Origin of the sequence: Streptomyces sp. NBC_00224, from assembly GCF_041435195.1 — a bacterium.
In the GTDB taxonomy this organism is placed as follows: domain Bacteria; phylum Actinomycetota; class Actinomycetes; order Streptomycetales; family Streptomycetaceae; genus Streptomyces.
Genome location: NZ_CP108106.1, coordinates 940,912 through 962,897, shown reverse-complemented (window position 1 = coordinate 962,897; position 21,986 = coordinate 940,912). Strand labels below are relative to the sequence as shown.

Below are 21,986 nucleotides of genomic sequence, written 5' to 3'. Positions count from 1 at the left end.
CGGATCGCGCGTACTACGGGGTTCCGGCCCGACCGTGGAGCACCAGGGCACGCACGATGCCGCCCAGTGCTGTGAGGCACAGGAGGGTACGGAAGATGTTGGCGGTCTCCCAGGTTCCCTTGAAGTCCTCGACCACCGAGTAGTCGGTGGCGGGGCCCGGGTGGCCCAGGTCGGCCAGCTTGTTGTTGAGAGGGATGTTGATCCCCATGGTCAGCAGCAGCACGACCACGTAGCTGAGTGCCGCGGCCAGGAGCCACCACCCCATCTCCCGCCGCCCTTTGCGGAAGGCGCGGACCGTGGCCCACGCGGTGACCGCCGGCGCGCCGACGAAGATCAGCGCGAACGGGCCGCTGCTGTCGATGACGGAGTTGACGTTCTGCATGGCCGTGGCGTACGTGCGGTCGTCCGCCTTCGCCAGGCCCGGCATCACGGAGATGTCGAAGGCGAAGAAGAGACCCGCCATCAGACCCATCGTCAGAGCGGCGGCGCCCAGAAGTATTCCCGTCAGCCGGTCGCGGGAGCCCCGCGAGTCCGGTGCGGGGGTCTTCGGGGAGCGAGGGTTCGCGGAAGGGAGAGCGGCCGACGCCCGGACGGACACGGCGGCGGGCGGGCAGGTTCTGTGAGATGTCTGTTCGTGATTCATGAAGCCCTCCGGGTGGCATGGCGAGTCCTGACCGGCCGTGCGTGTCCGGTGCATTCCTCGATGGCGGCCATCGGTGCGGGGAGCTTCGCGGTGGAGAACGTTTCCCGCCGCACCTGGTGACCAGCTCATCTCATCGCGAAGGCCATCGCGCGACCATGGCGCAGACGCTCAGTCGCATACGCGAGTGTCCAAAGCGGGCCGGTAGGGGGTGGGCGAACGGTCGGGCGGTCAGGCGGTCAGCGTCGCAAGCTCCGTGTTGGCTCGCTCGGCGACCAGGCTGAGGACACGGCCGGCGGCGGCCAGGTCCTCGGCGGGTATCCCGCCCCAGATGCGGGCGCTGATGGGGGCGGTCTCCGTGGCGGCGACGGCGATCAGCTCGCGCCCCGCGTCCGTGGGGCGAAGGTGCGCACCGTCCGCGACGAGCAACTGCTTGGCCAGCAGCTCGTCGAGAGTGGTGCGGATGTCGGCCGGATCGGCCTTGAGGGAGCCCTGGACCTGGAGGACGAGACCGTCGGGCGTCTGCGGGGCGTCGGCGGTGATGGCTGCGCCCAGGGTGACCTGCTGCTGGAACGTGATGCCGTGCCGGGCCAGGACGTGCTCCAGGACGCCGCGGGCGGCGTAGTGGGCCAGGGCGAGGTCGCGGGCGTTGGCGAGGGGTGCGGTGGTGGTGGCAGTGGTGGTCATGACGTTGTCTCCTGAGTGCTCTCGTCGTTCGGTACGGACGGGCCGAGCGGTGCGTCGAGCAGGGTTCTCAACTCGTCGGTGAACGCGCGCGTCCGCGCGGCGTCGAGGCCGCCGAGCGGCTCCAGCAACTGCTGATGCAGTTCCTGGACCACCGCGATGGCCTGCCGGGTGACGGCCGTGCCCTGCTCGGTGAGGGCGAGCTGTACGGCGCGCGGGTCGCGGGGATCGCGGGTCCGCTCGATCAGTCCGGCCGACTCCAGGGCGCGCGCCAGCTTCGAGACGTACAGCGCCTCCAGGCCGGTGTGGTCGGCGAGTTGGCGCTGACTGGGCCGCTCGCCGGCGCGCTGCATACCGTGCAGCGACGCGACCACCGAGTACTGCGCGTGGGTGAGGCCCAGCGGAGCCACCGCGCGATCGACCGCGACACGCCACTTGTTGGCGAGTCGCCATACGAGGAAACCGGGTGTGGGGCCCGGCGAACCGTTGCTCATGTCAAATAGAGTACATGGCTACTATGTCCATGGCTACTATTTTCTGGCGGACGTAGCGGACGTAACGGCCCCCCGAGACCGTGGCCCGCCTCCGCGCCGAGCTGTACCGCCCCTGCCCGCTTGTATGTGCCCCGGCTCCGACACCGGGCCGTCATCGCCGCGCGACGACGTCACTCAGGCGCGTTCCGCTCGCCGCGGGGCCCTCACCTCGCGGCCTCGTAGTCCGATTCGGACTCGTATGCCTTCTCCGTCGACGATCGCCGATCACCTCGACCCGACGGCTTGTTCCCATCGAACTTCTGACCGGCGTCCTCTGCTTTCTTCTTGACGCGATCAAAAACGTTCTTGTATCTGCTTTCCTTCAGCCAGCCGGGAGGCATCCAGTGGGCGTAGTAGTTCGTGTGGGTGGCGGGTGCCACGATCTCGAATCCGTATTCCGCACCGACGGTTTCATTGACTGCGTCAATGACCCAACGGCAGGCTCGGCAGGGCTTTTTGAAGCCCCCCAGATAGACTTGGGTCGTCCCCGCCGGCGACGCCGAAGTCGAGCTGCTCGCCTGCCGCTCGGGCCGCATATGTTCTGCTGTCAAATGCCCCAGCAGATTCATCTCGCCGTGCACGCTGCCACCTGAGTTCGCAGTGTCACGCTGTGACTGCGGCCCCCTGGGCGTCAGTGTGCCCCAGCTGATCTGCGTTTTGAGCGCCTTGGCGAAGTTCCGCTGCCACTCTTCATCGAGCGGCTCCTGGTACTGGCCGGTGAGGAAAGCGTGCAGCTTCCTCGCGTCCTTCGAGAACCGCCGTTTGTCATCATCCGGTACGGCATCCGGCGTATCCCCTCGCCGAGCCTTGTCCAGGAACTGATGAGCACCCGCCCTCTGCTGGTCGGTGACTTGGCGATCCGTGTTCCCGTGCACCACAAAGGCGCCGCCCGCCAGGGCAACCGCCAGGTGTGGCGTGGCTTGGGCGTCACGGCTCCTCAGCCCAGCGATAAGAATCCGCGAGATACGGTCGAGCATGCGCAACTCGGCCGCACGGCGGGCCTCTCGCTGGGCGTTCTCCGAGGAATATTCGATCTTCTTCGGATGACGCTGGTAGCGCCTCTGCTCCTCCCTCTTCACACGCGGCGGCTCAGGCGCCGCGTGTACCGGAGCCCATTCCATCTCCTCGTCGGAGGAACTGCTGCCGCCCCCTGCCGACTCGCCTGTTCTGGCCTGCTTGTGGGCGCCTGGATCCGGGAAATCATCGGTCCTCTGATGTTTCCCCTCCGCGGGAGCCCGCTGAACCGCCACGCCACCCAGGCGTGACCCCACCGCTGCCGGACCGACCGACACCTGGTGCGGCAGGACCGGCCGTGCACCTTGTCGCTGTTCTTGGATCATCCGTGCCACACCAGAGTTACCCGCGGCACCCTGGAGAACAGTGATCCCCGGGGGCAACGCGACCCCAGGGGGCGGCTGTTCGACCGGCTTGGCCGACCGAGACGGACCCGACTCCCGCCCCTCGGAACCAGGCTCCTTCTCCGACCGTCGCCTCGCATGCATAACGCCCCCAAATGCTCACTCCCTTGCTATACGGGCCCCAGCCGGTCGCATAAGGGGTATGAGGGAACTCCCAAGGGCCGGATCGCCTGCCCCGACGTACACCGCCCGTAGGCTGAACGCGCACCCCCGCCTAGGGTGCTCGTGCGGTCCGTGACCCTTCGACGCGTAGCATCGCCACAAGGTCAATAAGGAGCCCACCCATGCACCACTTCGATGTAGAGACACTGTCTGCGGGCCGGTGGCGCAACGGCGGCGGCGCGACCAGGGAGATCACTTCACGGCCGGCGGGCGCCGACGAGTTCGGGTGGCGTGCGAGCGTCGCCGACATCAACCGGGACGGGCCGTTCTCGGCGTTCCCGGGCGTGGACCGGACGCTCACCCTGCTGACAGGAGACGGTGTACGGCTGACTTGCTCCGGGGAGTTCGACCGGCTGCTGGCGCGTGCGGGGGAGCCGTTCGGATTCTCCGGTGACCTCGCGCTGGCCGCCGAACTGCCGGGAGGACCCTGTCGGGTGCTCAACCTCATGGTGCGGCGCGGCCGTTGGACGGCCAGGGTGGACCGGGTCGCAGGCCCGGTCGCACCACGCGCGGGGCACGCCGGGGTGCTCTATGTACTGCATGGCCGTTGGCAGGCCGGCACACCCGGGCATGTCCTGACGCATGGTCAGGGAGTGTGGTGGGACGGAGACGACGATGCGTCGGACGGAGCGGTCGCACCGCTCTCGCCCGACGCCGCCGCCCTGTGGGCGGATGTCGCGCCGACGGGGTGACGCCAGGTCAGCCGACCGGCGCCGCCGTCAGGCCGCCGCTCTCGGTCGCGGTTGGGTGGATGGTCTCGGAGGGCGGGTTGGCGGTGCGCCGCGCCCAGAGCCAGTAAAGGGCCGAGGTGACCACCAGCGCGACGATCCACGAGATGTCGGCGCCGTCGAGCTTCTTGGTGATCGCACCGGTGTACAGCTTGGTGGCCAGGAACGGGATCTGCACGGCGACGCCGACGACATAGCAGGTCAGCGCGGTGACGTTCCAGCGCCCGTAGCGGCCGTCCGGGTCGTACAGGGCCGGGATGTCGACGCGTTCGCGGGAGAGCAGGTAGTAGTCGACCAGGTTGATCGCGCTCCACGGGGTGAACACGGTCAGGAGCAGCAGCACGAAGTTCTTGAAGTTGGTCAGGAAGTCGTCGCTGGCGGCGAGCGCTATGACCATGGACACCGCGATGAAGGTGACGATGTAGGCAGCGCGCACGGCGGCCGAGATGTGCGAGCGGCGGTCGAACGCGGTGACGGTGGTCAGGATCGACATGAAGCCGCCGTAGGCGTTGAGGCAGTTGACGGTCAGCTTGCCGACCACGATCACCAGGTAGATGAGGAACGCGAGGAACGCCGGGCCTGCCAGATCGCCGAGGAAGCCGACCTGGTCGGGCAGGAATGCCTTGCCCGCCACGGCCGCGGTGAGCGCGCCGAGGGTCATGGCCCACTGGGATCCGATGACGGAGCCGGCGAAGGTGGACCAGAATGTGGCGCGCGTGCTGGTGTCGCGGGGCAGGTAGCGCGAGTAGTCGGCGACATACGGGCCGAAGGTCAGCTGCCATCCGGCCCCGAGCCCCACGGCGAGCAGGAAGGTCGCCGCCTCGAATCCCTTGTTGCCGACGTGCGCGCTGACGTCGTACTGCGTGAACAGCCGCACCAGCAGATAGCCGAGGCCGAGTGCGCCGACGACGGTCGCGATGCGGCCCGCGATGTGGATGAGGCGGTAGCCGGTGACGGCGACCACGGCGGTCAGTGCCCCGAAAACGAGGATGCCCGCGTCCGTGTTGATGTGCAGCATCTCGGACACCGCCTGCCCGGCCAGCACGCTGCCGGTCGCAGCGAAACCGAGATACATGAGGATCACCAACAGCAGCGGCAGGACCGCGCCGTAGACGCCGAACTGCGCGCGACTGGAGATCATCTGCGGTACGCCGAGCCGCGGCCCCTGCGCGGAGTGCAGCGCCATCACTGTGCCGCCGAGCACGTTGCCGATCAGCAGCGCGGGTATCGCCCAGAGCGCGTCGGCACCGAAGACGACCGACAGTGCGCCGTCGACGATCGCGGTGATCTGCATGTTGGCGCCGAACCACAGGGTGAACTGGCTGCGCGGCGTGCCGTGCCGCTCGCTGTCCGGGACGGCTTCGATGGTCCGCCTCTCCATCGCGAGGCGTTCCCCTGGGGCGTGTTGTACCGGCATGTTGGTGACCTCTCCCCGCAGCTGTTCCGGCGTATCTGGACGGACTCCGCCGTTGACCCAGGTTGTGCTGCGCCGAATCTGGCATGGAGATGAACAAACATCAAGATCTTGAATGGCAAATTTCAAAGCGGCATGCCCTGCGACCGGTCTGCCGAAGGCCACCCCCCCACACACACGGTCGGCTCCGCCCCGGCGGGCTGAGGCCGCAGAGGCCGCGCGCGCCGTGGCGAATATGGCCTGTTCGCTCGGACACCCACTGCCGGGGGCTCTGCCACCATCACCTCACGGAGACGTGAAGGGTGGTGATGTGGTTGTCCGGCGGAGGGGGTGCTCCGAGGCCGATCAGACATCCCTGGGAGTGGGAGGAACACGAGTGGCGGCGGCACGTCGAGCGGGTGCGGGCGGGGCGCAGTCTCAAACCGGCGGCGTGGCCCCGGGGGGCCAGGGCGGCCGTCGCCCTGTCCTTCGATCCCGATCACGAGTCGATCCCGCTGCGCGACGGGCAGACCCAGCCGGGCAAGCTCTCCCAGGGTGAGTACGGCGCCCGCGTAGGGGTCCCCAGGATCCTGGCGGCGCTGGAGCGGCGCTCCGTGCCGGCCACCTTCTTCATGCCGGCGGTGTGCGCCCTGCTGCGTCCGGAGGAGGCGCGAGGCTACACCGACCGGGGACATGAGGTCGGTATTCACGGGTGGATCCATGAGCGAAACATGGAACTGGACCCCAAGAACGAGCGCGACCTGATGTTCCGCTGCGCCGACACCCTGGAACGGCTCACTGGCCGGCGGCCGGTCGGCATCCGCACACCGTCGTGGGACTTCAGTGACCACACGCTCGCGATCAGCCGCGAACTGGGGCTGCTGTACGACTCGTCGCTGATGGCCGACGACGACCCGTACGAGATCCTCGCGGACGGAGAGCCCACCGGCATGGTGGAGCTGCCCCCGGAGTGGATCCGCGACGACGCCGTCTACTTTCCGATGGACCGTTACAAAGACCTGCGCCCCTACGCGGCGCCGCGGCACGTGCTCGGCATCTGGCGGGACGAGTTCGACGCCGCGTATGCCGAGGGCGGTGTGTTCCAGATGACCATGCACCCGCACGTGATCGGCCACCGCTCCCGGATGGTGGTCCTGGAAGAGCTGCTGGACCACATCGAGAGCCACCCGGACATCTGGTACGCCACGCACGCGGACATCGCCGCATATGTGAAGGAGCAGGCGGGGACCGGCTCTTAGCCGCACACCGCCCGGCCATCGAGGAGGCGTCTTGGCGAACCTCGTGGACACTTCCGCGCAGTCGTCGCCGAGCGACGGCGGCCGGGTGCTGCCGCCCACTCCGGTGGTGAAGGTGACCGTTTCCGTCGACGGGCTACCCAGGAACCTGTGGCTCAAATTGGAGTCGCACAGTCCGCACGGCTCCGTGAAAGGCCGCACCGCGCTCGCCCTGTGGGAGGACATCGCGGGCCGGGTGGACCCGGGGATCGGCATCATCGAGTCCACCTCGGGCAACCTCGGCCTCGCGCTCGCGGCGGTCACCGCCTCGCACGGGGTCCCGTTCACCGCGGTGGTGGATCCCCGGAGCAGTGCGTCGGTCGTGGCGGGTGTACGTGCCCTCGGCGGCAGGGTGGTCACCATAGACCGCCCGGACGGCTCCGGTGGGTATCTGCTCAGCCGGATCGCTTACATCCGGGAGCGGTTGCGGACCGAACCCCGGCTGGTCTGGCCCGATCAGTACGCCAACCCGGCCAGCCCCCGCGTCCACGCCCGGGGGACGGCCCCCGAGCTGTGGGCCCAGACCATGGGGCGGCCGATGAGCGTCCTGGTGGCGGTCTCGACGGGGGGCACGCTGGCGGGCTTCCGCGACTACGCGGCCGCGGCCCGGCCGGCCTGGGAGCTGGTGGGCGTGGACGTGGCCGGCTCGGCGGCCCTCGGGGGCGCCGCCGGCCCGCGGGTGCTCTCCGGCATCGGGTCGAGCAGGCCCTCCGCATTCCTGCCCGCGGGACACCGGCCCACCGTGCCGGTCAGCCCCCGTGAGTCGGTCAGTGCCTGCCTGTGGCTGTCCGCGGCCACCGGCCTGGGGGTGGGCGGCAGTTCGGGCGCGTTGATCGCCGCGGCACTGCGGCTGTTCCGTACGGTGCCCCCGCGCCGGGAGGTGGCCTGTCTGTGTCCGGACGGCGCCGACCGCTACCTCGACACCGTGTACGCGGCGGAGTGGCGTGAGCGGCAGGGGCTGGAGCCGGTGCAGATCGCGCGCGCGGTCGAGGTGACGGCGGTGGAGCACCGGCCGCCGCACGGCGAGCCGGTCGTGGAGGGCGTCCGGGAGGGGAGAGCGCGGTGACGCCGGCACAGTGGTCACGGGATTGGTACGACAGGGCCGGGGTGCGCGGCGGACCACGTCGCCGACTGGGCGACGAACTGGCGGCCGGGCAGCTGTTCTTCCCGCCCCCGCTGATCCCGTACGGAGACCATCCGCTGGTCCGGGCGCTGCCCGAGCCGCGCCGCGCGGAGGTCTTCGCCCGCCATCTCTTTCAGTATCTGGGTTTCACCGCCCAGTTCGAGACGCGGGTGGTCAACCGCGCGACGGAGCGCATAGCCGGTGGGCGCAGCGGAATAGATGTCAGTATCCCGGTCCGGCTGGATGCCTACCGCATCTACTGCGACGAGGGGTACCACTCCCTCTACAGCCTGGACGTCATCGACCAGATCTCCACCGCCTCGGGTGTCTCCCCGACGCCCTATGACTTCGAGCCCTTCCTGAACCGGCTGGACCAGGTGGGGGAGCAGGCCCTGCCCGGCGAGCGGGAGCTCGCCCCCTTGCTCCAGGTCGTGGTGTTCGAAATGCTGATCACGGCGATCCTCAACGACGTGCCCAAGGATCCCCGGGTGCTGACGGTCGTCCGGGACATCGTGGCCGACCACGCGAGGGACGAGGGCTGGCACCACGCCTTCTTCGCCCGGTTCTTCCGCGAGCTGTGGGCCCAGCAGCCCACCGCGCGGCGCGGGCGGGTGGCGCGCTGTCTGCCCGGTCTGATCCGCTCCAGCCTGCTGCCCGACCTCCGGCCGGTGCGGGCGTCGCTGGCCGCCGCCGGGCTCGCGCCGGCAGCCGTGGCGGAGGTCGTCCGCGACGCCTACCCCCAGGACCGGGTGAACACCGGCATCAGGACCGCCGCCCGGCACGCGGTACGGCTCTTCGAGGAGTCGGGTGTCCTGGAGGTGCCCGGTGGCCGGGACGCCTTCGAGACAGCCGAGTTGGTGTGAGGCAGTCCGGGCACGGCGGACCGCACCCCGCGGAGAGGCGACGGATGACGGAAGACCTGCCGTGGACCAGCAGCGAGGGGGCGTACTGCCGTTCACTGGCCGTCGTCTGCAGCGCCCGCTCGCAGACCACGGGCACCGCCAAACCGCATCCGTCCTGGCGGGAGCCCTTCCGCCCTTTCCACGTCGACGAGGGCGTACGACTCCGGAAGAGGTATCCATGCCGACTGTCTCGCGTGTCCTCGGCTACCAGCACCTGGCCGACGGCGACTTCGTACCGCCCGCCTCCCCCCGGGTCTTCTTCGAGCCGGCCGATACCGAGACCGGCGTATGGGTGGCCCGCGACCTCATCACCGAGGGCTGCTCTGTTCTGGACCTGGGCTCGGGGAGCGGTGCCGCGGCGGCCGCGATGGCCCGGGCCGGCGCGGCGCGGGTGCACGGCGTCGACGCGGGCACGGAGTCGGTCGCCTGGGCGACCGAGCACTACGCCTCCCGTGACGGCGACCTCCAAGTCACCGTCGCCCAGGGCGACTTCGCTCTGCTGTCCACCGCACAACTGCTGTCCACCGCGCCCGCCCCGCTGACCCGGCCGCTGGTCATCACCAGCAACCCGCCCTACGTCCCCCTCACCCCGCAGGCGGCCGCACGGCGCCGCTCCATCAGCGGGGGCGCCGACGGGCTGACATGGGCACCGGCCGTCATCGGGCACGCGCGGGCCCTGCGGTGCGACATGGGGCTCACCATCGGCAGCTACTCCACTCCCCGCGCAGCGGTGCGACTGCTGCGGTCGGCGGGATACCGCGTCGACTCCGTCACCCTGTGCCCGCTGCCACTGGGCGAGTTCACCCTGAGCCACAGGGAACAAGTGCTGGCCCTGGAGCGGAGTGGCGAGGCCGTCCTGTGGCGGACGGGCCACGGGCCGCCCGCCTACTTCATCGTCGGCCTGGCCTGCCGGTGGGTGGGCCCGGACGCCGGCAGGGCCCGTGGCGACCTCACCGGGGACGGGCTGCTCCACCTCCTGCGAACCGCCGCCCGCTCGCGCACCTCCCGGCTGGAGGCCCTGGACGAGCCGGCCCCGGACGGCTGGACGGGGCGGCTGCGGGTGCTGGACCTGCCGGCCGCGACCGTGCGCCATCACTGGTGAGGAGAACCGCCCATGAACGCGACAAACCTCGTGAAGCCCGAGCGAACGCCCTGCCCGGTGCCCGTCTCACCAGTCAGCGTCACCGCCCACGCGGTGCTGCACAGCGCCGACTTCATCTGGCCGCGCTTGCGGGCGAGCGGCCTCGGACGCGTCGTCCTGCACGCCGGAGTCCAGATCAACGGCGCTCCCCACGTGGGCACCAACGTCATGCAGACCGCCACGTTCCTGCTCGCCGCGGCGGTACGGGATCGATTCGGAGCCGAAGTGCGCATACGGTTCGGGGCCCTGGACAACGCCCCGTACGAGAGCCGCTCCTGCTCCAGGACCGGCACACTCTATGAGCGTTCCTTCCGGCATGTGCTGGGGGCTCCCCGGGTCGGAGAACTGGTCCGCCGCTACTACGGCGGCCTGTTCGACGCGCTGTCCGACGCCACCGGCATCCCCTACGACGTCGAGACCTACACGGACCAGCAGTCGAGGCCCGAGTTCAGGCAGGAGTTCCTGGACTCGCTCGGTCTGATGGACACCTTGCGCTGGGTGCTCGCGCCGTCCACCGGCACGGTGCCGGTGAGCTTTCCCTGCCCGCGGTGCGGCTGGACGCAGAAACACGGCGAGGACACGGAACTGCTCTCGGCCGGCGCCCGGGAGGCGCGGTTCGCGGCGGTCTGCCTCGACCACGGGAAGTATCTCGTGGAGGTCACCCCGGGCACGGACACTTACATAGGACTGACGACCCTGCACCGCAATCTGGTCAAGGAGCGCGTCGCGGCCCGCGACGCCGACGCACTCCCGTTGATCGTCAAGGGGGCGGACTGGGCGCCGGGTTGCCGACTCCTGGACGAGGCGTTCCTGTGCTTCCCCGGCGCCGTACCGCCGCCGCGCGTCTTCACCCCGGTGGTGCTCTCCGACTCCGGGGCGAAGCTGTCCAAGACACTCCTGCGTGAAGGTACAGCCGATCTGTCGGCGGAGACCGAGCCGTGGATGCTCGACGCCACGGCCTGGGAGGGCACGGTGGAGGAGTACGCGCGCACCCTCCTGGGGCTCGGCTCCCTCATGCTGTCCGAGCCGCGGCACTTCGAGCGCGGTTACACCACGCGTGAGGTGGCCCGGCTCATCGCCGGGGAACCGGGGTGACGGTGCGGTTGGCGAGATATGCGGGGCGGGGTTCGGGCGCCGCGTAGGGGACACCGAGGGGGTTTGCGACGCTGTTGTAGACCACGAAGAGATTGGTGCGCGGAAACGGGGAGGTGTTTCCGCTGGAGGCGTGCAGACAGTTGCAGTCGAACATGACGGCAGAGCCCGGCGCGCCCGTGAACTGCCGGATCCCGTGCCGCTCTGCCAGCGCGGTCACCCCCGCCCGGTCGGCGGACCCGGCGGGCAGGTTCTTTCCCTGGAGTGACAACTTGTGGTAGCCGGCGGGGGTTTCGCCGACCGACGGCACGAAGGTGCGGTGCGATCCGGGGATGATCATCAGCGGGCCGTTGAAGGGCAAGTTCTCGGTGAGGGCCACGGAGAAGCTCAGCGCACGGGGCGCGGGCATCCCGTCCTCCGCGTGCCAGGTCTCGAAGTCGGAGTGCCAGCCGAACCGGGAACCCTCGAACGCCGCCTTGTAGTTCACCCGGCTCTGGTGGATGTACACGTCCGAGCCGAGGATTTGCCGCGCCGGCCCCGCGAGGCGCTCGGAACGGACTATGCCGGCGAAGACGTTGGACAACGCGTGGACCTCGAAGACGGACCGGATGTCTGCCGAGTCCGGCTCCATCACGACCCGCCCGGTCCCGCGCAGCGCGCTGTCCGCGCCGAACCGCAGAACCTCCTGTCGGCAGGCGGCCACCTCCTCCGGGGTCAGCAGCGCGTCGAAGGACAGAAAGCCGTCCTGCTGATACCGCGCGAGCCCGTCCCTGGTCAGCGGCCCCCCTTCGCCGCCGCCCCACACCACGGCGTCAGGACGGTCCACCGGCACGGACTCGGTCACATGGCGGGTGGGGTACGGGTCGTTCGCGGAGCCGGCTGAGCGTGACATCCCAGGATCTCCTCTGCTCGCAGAAGTGCTGGCAGATCACCCATGTGGGACAGGTGTCCCAGTCCACGCTTCCCGGCGCCGCGAACCCGAAAACGTGTCCCGGGCGGCCAGGCCCGCGACCGGTGCCTCACTCTGACGAGTGAGTCGAACTGAGTCCAAAACAATTGCATTTGGGTGGCAATAACATCGTTGCCGAAGAGCATGTCGTGGCGATTGGTGCTGTTACCGGTGGAGGCCGCTGTGTCCCGGACTGACGATGCCCGTATGTATGAGGTCCCTGACCTCCCTGGCCTGGACTTCGACCCCTTCCTGTGGGAGTCGCTGTCTGACGCGCCGGTCTCCCGGATCCGGCTTCCGCACGGCAAGGGAGACTGCTGGCTGGTCACCCGGCACAAGGACGTCAAGTTCGTCACCTCGGACCCACGGTTCAGCAGGGACGTCCTGGGGCGGGCGGTGCCCAAGATGACGAAGCACTTCATTCCCCTGGACCGCGCGGTCAGTTTCGTGGACCCGCCCGAACACGCCCGGGTGCGTTCGGTGGTCTCATCGTCCTTCACCCAGCGCGGTGTTGACCGTCTGCGGTTGCGCGCCGGCCTCCTCATGGACGAGTTGTGCCTGGAGCTGGAAGCGGCAGGCCCGTCCGCCGACCTCGTGCACCACGTCATCTCGCCCTTCGCCCTGGCCATGATCGGCGAGGTGATCGGCATCCCCGCCGCGGACCGGCCTCGTGTCCGGGACTGGGCGCGGACAGTCCTGACAAGGGCGTCGGACGAGGCTCAGGCGCAACGGGCCGAGGAGGCCAAGCAAGCCGCCCATGACTACTTCCGTCAGCTGGCGGCACAGCGTCGTGCGGAGCCGCGGCAGGACGTGATGAGCACGATGGTGGCCGCGGTCAGTGCGGGACGGATCGATGAGGAAGAGCTTCTGGCCCTGGCTACCCTGATGGGCCTCAACGGCTGGCACGCGGTGTGCAACAACGCGGCCAACATGATGTACGTCCTCCTCACCCAACGGCACCTGATGGAACGGCTGCAACGCCAACCTGGTTTGATCCTGCAAGCGGTGGAGGAACTCTTCCGCTGGGTACCCCACAAGCACGGCGTCGGGCAGCCACGGATCGCCACCGAGGACGTGGAAGTGGGCGGCGTGCTCATCCGCGAGGGGGAGCTCGCCTACGTCTCCTACGTGGCTGCCAACTGGGACGAGCGGGTCTACCCCGATCCCGGCAGGATCGACTTCGAGCGCAGCGGTCCGCCGCACATGGCGTTCGGCAACGGCCCACACGTGTGCGTGGCCCCCTTGCTGGCCCGGATGGAAGCGGAGGTCCTGCTGTCCACTCTGATCAGCCGATTCCCCGCGGTGCGTCTCGCGGTCCCGCCGGACGAGATGAACTGGCAGACCGACGTGCTCATCAGGGGACCTGTCGACCTGCCGGTCACCTGGTAGCCCAGCTGGTACGGAAACCACTCGCCGCGCCTGACACCATGCAGATCAGCCCGGTCGGACCCGTTAGACCCAACAGGTCCGACCGGGCTGAGTCACGCTGCGGGCTTGGGAGTCGACATGGCAGCCCCGGGCCCGCCTCGGGCACGTGGACGCCTGGCTCAACCCCCGTGTCTCGTCAGGAGTGCGGCGTCCCGATGGGCAGCTCCGACGCCGGTCGCTGCGCGCCCGTACCGGCCGGCAACTCCGCGGCCGGCATGCCCGTTGCGGGGGTCGCCGGCGTGCTCGGCGTGCTCCCCACGGAGGTCGTCGGTGCGGTCGGCGGCAAGGCCGCCGCGGGGGTCGCCGGTGCGGCGGGCGTGGTCGGCACGTTTCCCACGGGAGCCGTCGGTGCGGTCGGCGTCTGGCTCGTTGCGGGAGCCGCCGGTGTGGTCGGTGTGGTCGGCTGGCTCGCCGCGGGGGTCGTCGGCTTGGCCGGCTCCTGTACGGTCCCGGGCGGCAACGGCGTGGTCGGCTTGGCCGCTTCCGGTGCGGGGGGCAGCCCCGTTGTCGGTGTGCTCGTTCCGGGGGATACCGGCGGGGTCGGCAGCTGGGGCGGTGCCGGGTCGTTGGCGGCCTCAGCGGTAGGGGCGATGGTCACGTGCCCGGCGGCGGCAGCGGTCGGCGCCGCGGCGATCACCCCAGCTGTCGCGAGGAGGGCCAGCGGCCACAGCCGACGGCTGTGACGGGGGAGCAGATGCATGGTGGAACACCTTTCAATAGACGTATCACCCGAAAAAGGGCAACGTGGTTCCACCCAACACCTCTGCAGCGCGATGCGCTCTCTCGGGCGTGCCATACGTGGGCTCGTACCCCGTTCGGGCGTGTGCTGCCGTCGACGCCCACCGGGTGATGCCACCGCTCCCCCTACGACACTGCCCGGGAAACCACGGCCGCCGCGTCCGCGATCAGTTTGTTGTCGTAGTCGGCGTCCTGAGTCCCGCGGTTCGACAGGATCGCCATGACGATGGGCGCGGCGTGCGGGGGCCACACCACCGCGATGTCGTTGCGGATGCCGTAGACGCCGCCCGCGCCGGTCTTGTCGCCGACCGTCCAGCCCTTGGGGACTCCGGCCCGGATGAGCTCGTCTCCGGTGGTGTTGGTCCGCAGCCACCGCGTCAACTGGGCGCGTTCGGCTGTGCCGAGGCGGTTGCCGAGGACGAACGCGCGCAGGTCCTGGGCCAGTGCGCGGGGCGTGGTGGTGTCCCGCACCGTGCCGGGGGCCCACTGGTTCAGCTCCGGCTCGCGGCGCTCGACGCGGGTCACCGCATCGCCCGTCTCCCTGAGGGCGCTCTCCAGGCCCTTCGGTCCGCCGAGCGCGTCGAACAGCAGGTTCCCGGCCGTGTTGTCGCTGTAGCGCACGGCGGCGTCGCACAGCTCGCCCAACGTCATCCCGGTGTCGACGTGCTTTTCGGTGACGGGCGAGTTGGCCACCAGGTCGTCCTTGGAGTAATGGATCACCTTGGTCATACCGTCCAGGGAGTACTTCCGCAGGACGGCCCCGGCGGCGAGCGCCTTGAACGTGGAGGCGTAGGCGAACCGTTCGCCGTCGCGGTAGGCCACCTCACGCCCGTCGCCGGTGTTCACCGCGTACACCCCGAGCCGCGCCCCGTACTTGCGCTCCAGCTCCTTGAAATCGGCCGCAGGCGGTTTCGCGCTCGTATGCGGCCGTGTCGTCGCGGTGGGCGGCGCCGGTGACGACGCCTGGTCGTCGGCCTGTGCGCAGGCCACCAGAGGGAGGGTGGCGAGCAGGGCGAGCCCGCCCAGCGCGGTACGGCGTGTGCGTGAGTACTGCATGGTCCAACCTCCGGGTGCGCCGGGCAAATCGGTGCGTATCAGGGATGAGAGGCACATGCCCCGATCTTGCCCGCGGAACCCGATCACATCCGGGGTCCTTGGGCGTGCACTATCAGCCACCTCCCCGACAGGGCCCGTGGCCGTCTTCGCCCTCGCTCGTCACCCTTATCGGCTTGATCAAAGTATTGGTTACTACGACGTAGCGGACCCTCTGGCTGCTCCTGTTGATGATGTCGCCCTGCGGAGTGCCGTGCGGCGTGCGTCAGCTAAGTGGCGCGAATACCTCGGTATGGTGCCAGCCGTTTCGACCAACATCATTACCCGCTGGTTCACTTGCGCACCGGGAGCCTCTCTCACCCGATCGGGTAACTCTGGAGGCTCCTTCTTGACGCATGCGCCCCAATCGAAGGGACCAGGATGTCGACCGCAGCGTATCCGCGACAGCACGAGGAGCCGACCGGCCGGGCACAGCTCAGCCTGGGGATCGCCGCCGCGCGCAACCTGACGACCACCACCAAGAGCGTCCCGCAGATGCAGGGCATCAGCTCGCGGTGGCTGCTGCGCATGCTGCCCTGGGTGGAGGTGAAGGGCGGCGCGTACCGGGTCAACCGGCGCTTGGTGTACGAGGTCGGCGACGGCCGGGTCACCTTCGTCCAGGAGGGGAGTGCGGTCCGGGTCGTCCCCGCGGAGCTGGGAGAACTTCCGCTGCTGCGTGGGTTCGAGGACGAGAAGGCGCTGCGGGCACTCGCCGACCGGTGCCTCCAGCAGCAGTATGGACCCGGCCAGTTGATCGCGGAGCAGGGCGGGCCCGTCGACCACGTCTATCTGATCGTGCACGGCAAGGTGGAGAAGGTCGGCAGCGGAAGCTACGGGGAGGAGACCCGTCGGGGTGTGCTGTCCGACGGCGGGTTCTTCGGTGGGCAGGCGGTGGCCGAGGAGCCGGGGGAGTGGGGGTTCACGGCGCGCGCGATGACGGCGTGCACGGTGCTGGCCCTGCCCCGTGCCGCGTACGAGGAAGTCGCCGACCGCAACGGCCAGTTGCGGGAGCACGTCCGCGGGCGCCAGGCCGACAAGGCGCGGCCGCGGAACAAGAAGGGTGAGGCGAACATCGCCCTCGCCTCCGGGCACACCGGCGAACCGGTGATCCCGGGGACCTTCGTCGACTACGAACTCGCACCACGCGAATACGAGTTGAGCGTGGCCCAGACGATCCTGCGCGTGCACAGCCGGGTCGCCGACCTCTACAACGACCCGATGGATCAGGTCGAGCAGCAGCTGCGCCTGACCATCGAGGCCCTGCGTGAACGCCAGGAGTCCGAGCTGGTCAACAACCCGGAGTTCGGGCTGTTGAACAACGCCGACTACAGTCAGCGCATCTCCACCCATTCCGGCCCGCCCACTCCGGACGACATGGACGAGCTCCTTGCCATGCGGCGCGGGACCAAGGCGTTCTTCGCACACCCCCGGGCCATCTCCGCCTTCGGCCGTGAATGCAACAAGCGGGGCCTGTCCTTCGACACCGCTGACGTGGACGGCCACTCGATGCCCGCCTGGCGAGGCGTACCGATCGTTCCCTGCGGCAAGATCCCCGTCTCGGACGAGGGGACCTCCGCCATCCTCGCGATGCGCCTGGGAGAGGCCGAGGGCGGAGTGGTGGGCCTGCGGCAGACGGGCATCCCCGACGAGTACGAGCCCGGCCTCAACGTGCGGTTCATGGGCATCAACGACCAGGCCCTGATCTCCTACCTGGTCAGCACCTACTACTCGGCGGCCGTTCTCGTGCCCGACGCGCTCGGCGTTCTGGAGAACGTCGAGGTCTTCCACAGCCCGTCCTGACGTCAGCGGCGCGAACGGAGAGAAGAACCGGTGTCACAGCTGTCCCGGATGACCGCGCCCGCGGCTCACCATCAAGTGGCGCGTCTCGTGGCCACGCTCCTCACCCACAGCCAGAACATCCGCCCGCCGGCGCCGAAGGCGCTGCCGGGGTCCGCCTTTCGCCCGGTGGGCGTCGGCGTGCCCACCGGGCCGACAGGGCTTGGCACCTCCGCTGCCCGTGTCGCGGCCCGCACACCGGCCGACCACGCGCCGGGCAGCGCGGCAGCGAGCGGCAGCGGTGTCCCCGAGCTGTACTGTCCGCCCGCGATACGGGACGATCCGACGCTCGGCCGGGAGGTCAACGACCGGCTGGTGGAGTGGGCCGAAGGGGTCGGTCTCTACGCCGGACGCCTCGAACGTGTACGCGCGGCCGACTTCGGGCGGCTGATGATGCTGGCCCACCCCGACAGCGACGATCCGGACCGGTTGCTGGCCGTGGCGAAGTGCGCGCTGGCGGAGTGGGCCACCGACGACTACTACTGCGACGACGAGACGATGGGGTCGCGGCCCGAACTCCTCGGCTCGCACCTCGGTCTTGCCTATGCGGCGCTCGACCCCGCCCACCTCCCGGCCGGCCATGCGTCCGCATGGGAGAAGGAGATGGACGAGGATCCCGTAAGGGTGGCCCTGCGCTCGGGTCTTCGGCACCTGTCCACCTATGCCGACTTCTCCCAGGTGGCCCGGCTCCGCCATGAAGTCGCCGTGCTCTTCGTGGGGTACGGACAGGAGGGCTCCTGGCGCTCTCGCGGCCATATGCCCACTGTCCGCGAATACCTGGCGCACCGTCAGATCAACAGCTTCCTCCCTTGTATCGCACTCGTCGACGTGGTCGGCGGTCATCCGCTGACGGCTTCCGAGTACGCGGATCCGCGGGTCCGCCGCGCTGTGACGATGGCCGCCACGGCCAGCACACTCGTCAACGACCTGTATTCGATGGCCAAGGAGCACCACTCCGTGGGTGTGGAGTTCAACCTGCCCACCGTGATCGCCGAGGAGGAGCGGTGCTCACCGCGCGAGGCGGTCGAACGGAGCGTGGAGATCCACGACGAGCTGGTGCGCACCTTCGAGACGGAGGCCGCGGCCCTCGCCCTCACCGGATCGCCCCAGCTGTGCCGCTTCCTCGCGGGGGTGTGGGCCTGGCTCGGCGGCAATCGTGAATGGCACAGCGGCAGCCTCCGCTACAACGAAGCCTGAGCACACCCACCCCCTTTGTCACCGTCATCACCCACCCACGCGGTCATACCCGCATGCAGCAAGGAGCCCCCACATGACGACCACGCCCACCTCCTCCACGGCCCCAGTGCTGCGCACGGCCTACCAGAAGTCCGTCGCGGAGTACTGGAACAACGAGAAGGACCCGGTCAACCTGAGCCTGGGCGACGTCGACGGCCTGTACCACCACCACTACGGGATCGGCGAGTACGACCCCTCCGTGCTGGAAGGCCCGCAGGAGACGCGCGATGCGCGCATCATCGAGGAGCTGCACCGGCTGGAGTCGGCACAGGCGGACGTCCTCCTCGACCACCTCGGCCCCATCGCCCCCGAGCACCGCCTCCTCGACGCCGGCTGCGGCCGGGGCGGCTCCAGCATCATGGCCAACGCGCGCTTCGGCTGTCAGGTGGACGGCGTGTCCATCTCCCAGCAGCAGGTCGACTTCGCCAACGGCCAGGCCCGCAAGCGCGGTGTGGACGACAAGGTGCGCTACCACTTCCGCAACATGCTGGACACCGGCTTCCCGACCGGCGCCTTCCAGGGCATCTGGAACAACGAGTCCACCATGTACGTGGACCTGTTCGACCTCTTCTCCGAGCACGCCCGCCAGCTGGCCTTCGGCGGTCGTTACGTCGTCATCACCGGCTGCTACAACGACGTGACCGGTGGTCGCTCCAAGGCGGTCAGCCGGATCGACGAGCACTACACGTGCAACATCCACCCCCGCAGCGCCTACTTCAAGGCCCTCGCCGCCAACGGCCTCGTCCCCATGAACGTCGTCGACCTCACGGCCGCCACGATCCCGTACTGGGAGCTGCGCGCCCAGTCCTCCCTCGCCACCGGCGTGGAGGACCCGTTCCTGACCGCCTACCGAGAAGGCAGCTTCCACTACCTCCTCATCGCCGCCGACCGCGTCTGACCGCCCCGGCGGCGACACGGGACGGCCGGGAGCGGGCCTGCCATACGCAGCCCCGTCGGCCGTCCCCGTCGGGCCCGGCGCGAGTCTGTCGTCCGGATCACGTTCAGATTGCTGCGCGGCGCAGCGATTGTGGGTAGTCTTCTGCGTAGCGCAGTCAATGCTTCACGCAGCGATCTACCTATGGGGGAACCATGCTCACCGTCGCCGTCACCGGAGCCACCGGAGCCCAGGGCGGGGCCACCGCCCGCGCCCTGCTGGCAGCCGGCCACCAGGTACGCGCGCTCACCCGCCGGCCCGACTCACCCGCCGCCGACGCCCTGCGGACCCTCGGTGCCGAGGTACGCCACGCCGACTTCGACAGCCCTCCCTCGCTGGAGGCGGCCCTCGCCGGAGCGGACTCCCTCTTCGCGGTCACCACCCCGTTCGGCACCGACACCGCCACCGAAGTCCGACAGGGCAAGGCCCTCATCGACGCGGCGGCACAGGCCCGTCTCGGACACATCGTGTTCACCTCCGCCGCCCACGCCGACCGGAGCACCGACGTCCCGCACTACCGGAGCAAGCACCTGGTCGAGCAGCACCTGCGCGCGGCCCAGGTGCCCTGGACCGTGATCGCCCCGGCCGCGTTCATGGACAACTACGCCAGCGGCTGGACCCTCGACGGGCTGCGCGAGGGGGCCTTCGCCTGGCCCATGCCCGCCCACCGGCCCCTCACGCTCATCCCCGCCGCCGACATCGGCGCCTTCGCCGCACTGGCCCTCCAGCGCCGTGACGACTTCGCCGGCCAACGCATCGACATCGCCTCCGACGAGCGCACCCCCGCACAGATGGCGGAGATCCTCGCCACCGCCATGGGGTGCCCGGTCACCCACCAGGAAGTACCCCTGGCCTACGTCCGGAGCCGATCGGCTGACCTGGCGGCCATGTTCGAGTACTTCACCACCGTCGGCCTCGACGTCGACGTCACCGGGCTGCGCCGCGACTTCCCCGAAGTGGGCTGGCACAGCTTCACCGACTGGGCCGTCGCCCAGGACTGGCCCACCCTCCTGTCCCACATCCCCACGCCTCAGTGACATCCTCCGCCCGCACCGTCGTGCCGGGGGTGTCCTGCCGCGCCGTGCGCTCAGCGCGTCTGGGATTTCCGCTGTCGTGCGTAACCGATCGCGGCCAGCGTCAGCGCCAGTCCGCCGGTGAAGTAGAGCTCCACCCGGGTCCCGGAGTCCAGGGCCATGAGCACCAGCACGCCGGTCACAGCGGCCAGGGTCACCCATGTCAGATACGGGAAACCCCACATCCGGACGGCCAGTTGGGCTGATCCCGTGCGCTCCAGGCGGCGGCGCAGCACCAGCTGGGACACCGCGATGAAGCCCCACACGATCAGTACGACCCCGCCGACCATGTTGAGCAGCCAGGCGAAGACGGTCGTGGGCCACCAGTACGACAGGAGCACGGCGACGAACCCGAACGCGCACGACGCGAGGACCGCGCGGCGCGGGACCCGGCCGGAGATCCTGCCGAGGAAGGCGGGGCCCTGGCCGCGCGCGACCAGGGAGTACGCCATGCGCGAGGAGCCGTAGATGTTGGCGTTCATCGCGGAGAGCAGCGCGATCAGGATGACCGCGTTCATAATCTGCGCGCCGCCGGGGACACCGAGCCGGTCGAGTACGGCGGCGTACGGGCCGCTGTCGGTGACGGCCTTGTCGTTCCACGGGATGAGCGTGACGATCGCCAGCATCGAGCCGACGTAGACGATGCCGATCCGCCACATGGTCGTCTTCACGGCCTTGGCCACGCCCCGCGCCGGGTCCTCGGACTCGGCCGCCGCGATGGTCACCGTCTCCAGGCCGCCGTACGCGACGACCGAGGCGAGCAGTCCGACGAGCAGTCCGCTCATGCCGGTCGGCAGGAACCCGCCGTCGTGGACGAGGTGTGCCGTGCCGGGGGAGTCGGTGCCGGGCAGCAGACCGAGGACCGCCAGGGTGCACAGCGTCAGGAAGAGCGCGATGGCACCGATCTTCAATGCGGCGAACCAGAACTCGAACTCGCCGAAGTTGGAGACGGCAGCCAGGTTCGCGCCGCAGAACAGCGCCATGAAGGCCAGCACCCACAGCCAGGACGGGGTGCCCGGGAACCACCCCTGCATGATGTGCGCGGCGCCGATCGCCTCGATCCCCACACCCACGACGAGCAGCGTCCAGAACATCCATCCGGCGGTGAATCCCGCCCAGGGGCCGATCGCGCGCTCGGCGTGCACGGAGAACGACCCGGAGTCCGGGTTGGCCGCGGACATCTCCCCGAGCATGCGCATCACGAACATCACCAGGATGCCGGACGCGGCGTAGGCCAGGACGATCGACGGTCCGGCGGCGGCGATACCGGCGCCGGACCCGACGAAGAGACCGGCCCCGATGACACCGCCGAGCGCGATCATCGAAAGGTGCCGTTGCTTGAGCCCGTTCGAGAGCGGGGTGCCCGGCGCAGGCGCGTCCTGTTGAGGGGGAGTGGGTGTCAGTGTCTGGCTCATGTGCGGGCGTGTCCAATTAATGAGATGCAAGTACGCCCGATTATGAGACGCCCAGGCGATCTTCCGTCCGCTCTGTCCGGTATCCGGAAGATGTGATGGCTTTCTGTCATCTCGCCCGTACGGAGCGGAATGCCCGGGCAAGGCCAGGGGAGAGGAGGGGCGTACAAGGCTCAG

General features: G+C 69.5%; 20 protein-coding genes. 12 read left to right on the top strand and 8 right to left on the bottom strand.

Annotation, left to right across the window (positions count from 1 at the left end; genetic code table 11):
* Nucleotides 1-13: 13 nt before the first annotated feature.
* From OG965_RS04125 to OG965_RS04110, 4 genes are all read right to left on the bottom strand, one after another.
* Nucleotides 14-463 (bottom strand): DUF1772 domain-containing protein, encoded by a 450-nt coding sequence (locus OG965_RS04125; RefSeq protein WP_371649186.1) that lies wholly within the window; start codon nucleotides 461-463, stop codon nucleotides 14-16.
* Between the two features lie 408 nt (nucleotides 464-871).
* On the bottom strand, nucleotides 872-1,327 hold the full coding sequence (locus tag OG965_RS04120; RefSeq protein ID WP_371649182.1) for a MarR family transcriptional regulator: 456 nt from the start codon (nucleotides 1,325-1,327) through the stop codon (nucleotides 872-874).
* Nucleotides 1,324-1,818 carry a MarR family winged helix-turn-helix transcriptional regulator gene (locus OG965_RS04115; protein ID WP_371649179.1) on the bottom strand — a complete coding sequence of 165 codons (495 nt, stop codon included), beginning with the start codon at nucleotides 1,816-1,818 and terminating at the stop codon, nucleotides 1,324-1,326. The genes OG965_RS04120 and OG965_RS04115 overlap by 4 nt, the downstream gene beginning before the upstream one ends.
* A gap of 203 nt (nucleotides 1,819-2,021) precedes the next feature.
* Nucleotides 2,022-3,197: a nucleic acid/nucleotide deaminase domain-containing protein gene (locus tag OG965_RS04110; protein WP_371649176.1), complete on the bottom strand. Its 1,176-nt coding sequence runs from the start codon at nucleotides 3,195-3,197 to the stop codon at nucleotides 2,022-2,024.
* Between the two features lie 362 nt (nucleotides 3,198-3,559).
* Here OG965_RS04110 and OG965_RS04105 point away from each other — a divergent pair, with 362 nt between their 5' ends.
* A complete protein-coding gene (locus OG965_RS04105; RefSeq protein WP_371649173.1) occupies nucleotides 3,560-4,129 on the top strand; it encodes a HutD family protein in 570 nt (189 codons plus the stop codon).
* A 7-nt stretch (nucleotides 4,130-4,136) separates the two neighbouring features.
* On the opposite strand, the gene OG965_RS04100 is transcribed toward OG965_RS04105, so the two are convergent.
* On the bottom strand, nucleotides 4,137-5,582 hold the full coding sequence (locus tag OG965_RS04100; RefSeq protein ID WP_371649170.1) for a cytosine permease: 1,446 nt from the start codon (nucleotides 5,580-5,582) through the stop codon (nucleotides 4,137-4,139).
* A 305-nt stretch (nucleotides 5,583-5,887) separates the two neighbouring features.
* On the opposite strand from OG965_RS04100, the gene OG965_RS04095 reads away from it, so the two are divergent.
* The 5 genes from OG965_RS04095 (at nucleotide 5,888) to OG965_RS04075 (ending at nucleotide 11,114) form a co-directional block, all read left to right on the top strand.
* Nucleotides 5,888-6,817, top strand: coding sequence for a polysaccharide deacetylase (locus OG965_RS04095; RefSeq protein WP_371656838.1), 930 nt, complete (start codon nucleotides 5,888-5,890; stop codon nucleotides 6,815-6,817).
* A gap of 31 nt (nucleotides 6,818-6,848) precedes the next feature.
* Nucleotides 6,849-7,919, top strand: a complete 1,071-nt coding sequence (locus OG965_RS04090) for a pyridoxal-phosphate dependent enzyme (protein ID WP_371649167.1) — start codon at nucleotides 6,849-6,851, stop codon at nucleotides 7,917-7,919.
* Nucleotides 7,916-8,839, top strand: coding sequence for a diiron oxygenase (locus tag OG965_RS04085; RefSeq protein ID WP_371649165.1), 924 nt, complete (start codon nucleotides 7,916-7,918; stop codon nucleotides 8,837-8,839). The genes OG965_RS04090 and OG965_RS04085 overlap by 4 nt, the downstream gene beginning before the upstream one ends.
* Nucleotides 8,840-9,056: 217 nt before the next feature.
* A complete protein-coding gene (locus OG965_RS04080) occupies nucleotides 9,057-9,980 on the top strand; it encodes a methyltransferase domain-containing protein (protein ID WP_371649163.1) in 924 nt (307 codons plus the stop codon).
* 12 nt (nucleotides 9,981-9,992) lie between these two features.
* On the top strand, nucleotides 9,993-11,114 hold the full coding sequence (locus OG965_RS04075) for a hypothetical protein (RefSeq protein ID WP_371649162.1): 1,122 nt from the start codon (nucleotides 9,993-9,995) through the stop codon (nucleotides 11,112-11,114).
* Here the strand turns inward: OG965_RS04075 and thpD are convergent.
* Nucleotides 11,092-12,003: an ectoine hydroxylase gene (thpD, locus tag OG965_RS04070; RefSeq protein ID WP_371649160.1), complete on the bottom strand. Its 912-nt coding sequence runs from the start codon at nucleotides 12,001-12,003 to the stop codon at nucleotides 11,092-11,094. The genes OG965_RS04075 and thpD overlap by 23 nt on opposite strands.
* 189 nt (nucleotides 12,004-12,192) lie before the next feature.
* On the opposite strand from thpD, the gene OG965_RS04065 reads away from it, so the two are divergent.
* Both OG965_RS04065 and OG965_RS04060 read left to right on the top strand, forming a co-directional pair.
* Nucleotides 12,193-13,449: a cytochrome P450 gene (locus OG965_RS04065; protein WP_371649158.1), complete on the top strand. Its 1,257-nt coding sequence runs from the start codon at nucleotides 12,193-12,195 to the stop codon at nucleotides 13,447-13,449.
* A 194-nt stretch (nucleotides 13,450-13,643) separates the two neighbouring features.
* Nucleotides 13,644-14,171, top strand: coding sequence for a hypothetical protein (locus OG965_RS04060; protein WP_371649156.1), 528 nt, complete (start codon nucleotides 13,644-13,646; stop codon nucleotides 14,169-14,171).
* 181 nt (nucleotides 14,172-14,352) lie between these two features.
* Here OG965_RS04060 and bla read toward each other — a convergent pair whose 3' ends face one another.
* Nucleotides 14,353-15,282, bottom strand: coding sequence for a class A beta-lactamase (gene bla, locus OG965_RS04055; RefSeq protein WP_371649154.1), 930 nt, complete (start codon nucleotides 15,280-15,282; stop codon nucleotides 14,353-14,355).
* 417 nt (nucleotides 15,283-15,699) lie between these two features.
* Here bla and OG965_RS04050 point away from each other — a divergent pair, with 417 nt between their 5' ends.
* The 4 genes from OG965_RS04050 to OG965_RS04035 all read left to right on the top strand — a co-directional run bounded on the left by OG965_RS04050 (nucleotide 15,700) and on the right by OG965_RS04035 (nucleotide 20,361).
* The gene (locus OG965_RS04050; RefSeq protein WP_371649153.1) at nucleotides 15,700-17,118 is read left to right on the top strand and encodes a family 2B encapsulin nanocompartment shell protein; all 1,419 of its coding nucleotides are present in this window, start codon (nucleotides 15,700-15,702) and stop codon (nucleotides 17,116-17,118) included.
* 30 nt (nucleotides 17,119-17,148) lie between these two features.
* Nucleotides 17,149-18,351 (top strand): family 2 encapsulin nanocompartment cargo protein terpene cyclase, encoded by a 1,203-nt coding sequence (locus tag OG965_RS04045; RefSeq protein WP_371649151.1) that lies wholly within the window; start codon nucleotides 17,149-17,151, stop codon nucleotides 18,349-18,351.
* Nucleotides 18,352-18,424: 73 nt separating this feature from the next.
* On the top strand, nucleotides 18,425-19,288 hold the full coding sequence (locus OG965_RS04040; protein WP_371649149.1) for a geranyl diphosphate 2-C-methyltransferase: 864 nt from the start codon (nucleotides 18,425-18,427) through the stop codon (nucleotides 19,286-19,288).
* 191 nt (nucleotides 19,289-19,479) lie between these two features.
* Nucleotides 19,480-20,361, top strand: coding sequence for an NmrA/HSCARG family protein (locus OG965_RS04035; RefSeq protein ID WP_371649147.1), 882 nt, complete (start codon nucleotides 19,480-19,482; stop codon nucleotides 20,359-20,361).
* Nucleotides 20,362-20,411: 50 nt separating this feature from the next.
* Here the strand turns inward: OG965_RS04035 and OG965_RS04030 are convergent, their stop codons facing one another.
* Nucleotides 20,412-21,812, bottom strand: coding sequence for an amino acid permease (locus tag OG965_RS04030; protein WP_371649145.1), 1,401 nt, complete (start codon nucleotides 21,810-21,812; stop codon nucleotides 20,412-20,414).
* Nucleotides 21,813-21,986 lie beyond the last annotated feature (174 nt).

What these genes read in the sequence shown, in the direction of transcription:
- OG965_RS04125 (WP_371649186.1), bottom strand. Translation starts at nt 463, where the DNA reads ATGGCGGGTCTCTTCTTCGCCTTCGACATCTCCGTGATGCCGGGCCTG.
- OG965_RS04120 (WP_371649182.1), bottom strand. Translation starts at nt 1,327, where the DNA reads ATGACCACCACTGCCACCACCACCGCACCCCTCGCCAACGCCCGCGAC.
- OG965_RS04115 (WP_371649179.1), bottom strand. Translation starts at nt 1,818, where the DNA reads ATGAGCAACGGTTCGCCGGGCCCCACACCCGGTTTCCTCGTATGGCGA.
- OG965_RS04110 (WP_371649176.1), bottom strand. Translation starts at nt 3,197, where the DNA reads ATGATCCAAGAACAGCGACAAGGTGCACGGCCGGTCCTGCCGCACCAG.
- OG965_RS04105 (WP_371649173.1), top strand. Translation starts at nt 3,560, where the DNA reads ATGCACCACTTCGATGTAGAGACACTGTCTGCGGGCCGGTGGCGCAAC.
- OG965_RS04100 (WP_371649170.1), bottom strand. Translation starts at nt 5,582, where the DNA reads ATGCCGGTACAACACGCCCCAGGGGAACGCCTCGCGATGGAGAGGCGG.
- OG965_RS04095 (WP_371656838.1), top strand. Translation starts at nt 5,888, where the DNA reads ATGTGGTTGTCCGGCGGAGGGGGTGCTCCGAGGCCGATCAGACATCCC.
- OG965_RS04080 (WP_371649163.1), top strand. Translation starts at nt 9,057, where the DNA reads ATGCCGACTGTCTCGCGTGTCCTCGGCTACCAGCACCTGGCCGACGGC.
- OG965_RS04075 (WP_371649162.1), top strand. Translation starts at nt 9,993, where the DNA reads ATGAACGCGACAAACCTCGTGAAGCCCGAGCGAACGCCCTGCCCGGTG.
- thpD (WP_371649160.1), bottom strand. Translation starts at nt 12,003, where the DNA reads ATGTCACGCTCAGCCGGCTCCGCGAACGACCCGTACCCCACCCGCCAT.
- OG965_RS04060 (WP_371649156.1), top strand. Translation starts at nt 13,644, where the DNA reads ATGGGCAGCTCCGACGCCGGTCGCTGCGCGCCCGTACCGGCCGGCAAC.
- bla (WP_371649154.1), bottom strand. Translation starts at nt 15,282, where the DNA reads ATGCAGTACTCACGCACACGCCGTACCGCGCTGGGCGGGCTCGCCCTG.
- OG965_RS04050 (WP_371649153.1), top strand. Translation starts at nt 15,700, where the DNA reads ATGTCGACCGCAGCGTATCCGCGACAGCACGAGGAGCCGACCGGCCGG.
- OG965_RS04040 (WP_371649149.1), top strand. Translation starts at nt 18,425, where the DNA reads ATGACGACCACGCCCACCTCCTCCACGGCCCCAGTGCTGCGCACGGCC.
- OG965_RS04035 (WP_371649147.1), top strand. Translation starts at nt 19,480, where the DNA reads ATGCTCACCGTCGCCGTCACCGGAGCCACCGGAGCCCAGGGCGGGGCC.
- OG965_RS04030 (WP_371649145.1), bottom strand. Translation starts at nt 21,812, where the DNA reads ATGAGCCAGACACTGACACCCACTCCCCCTCAACAGGACGCGCCTGCG.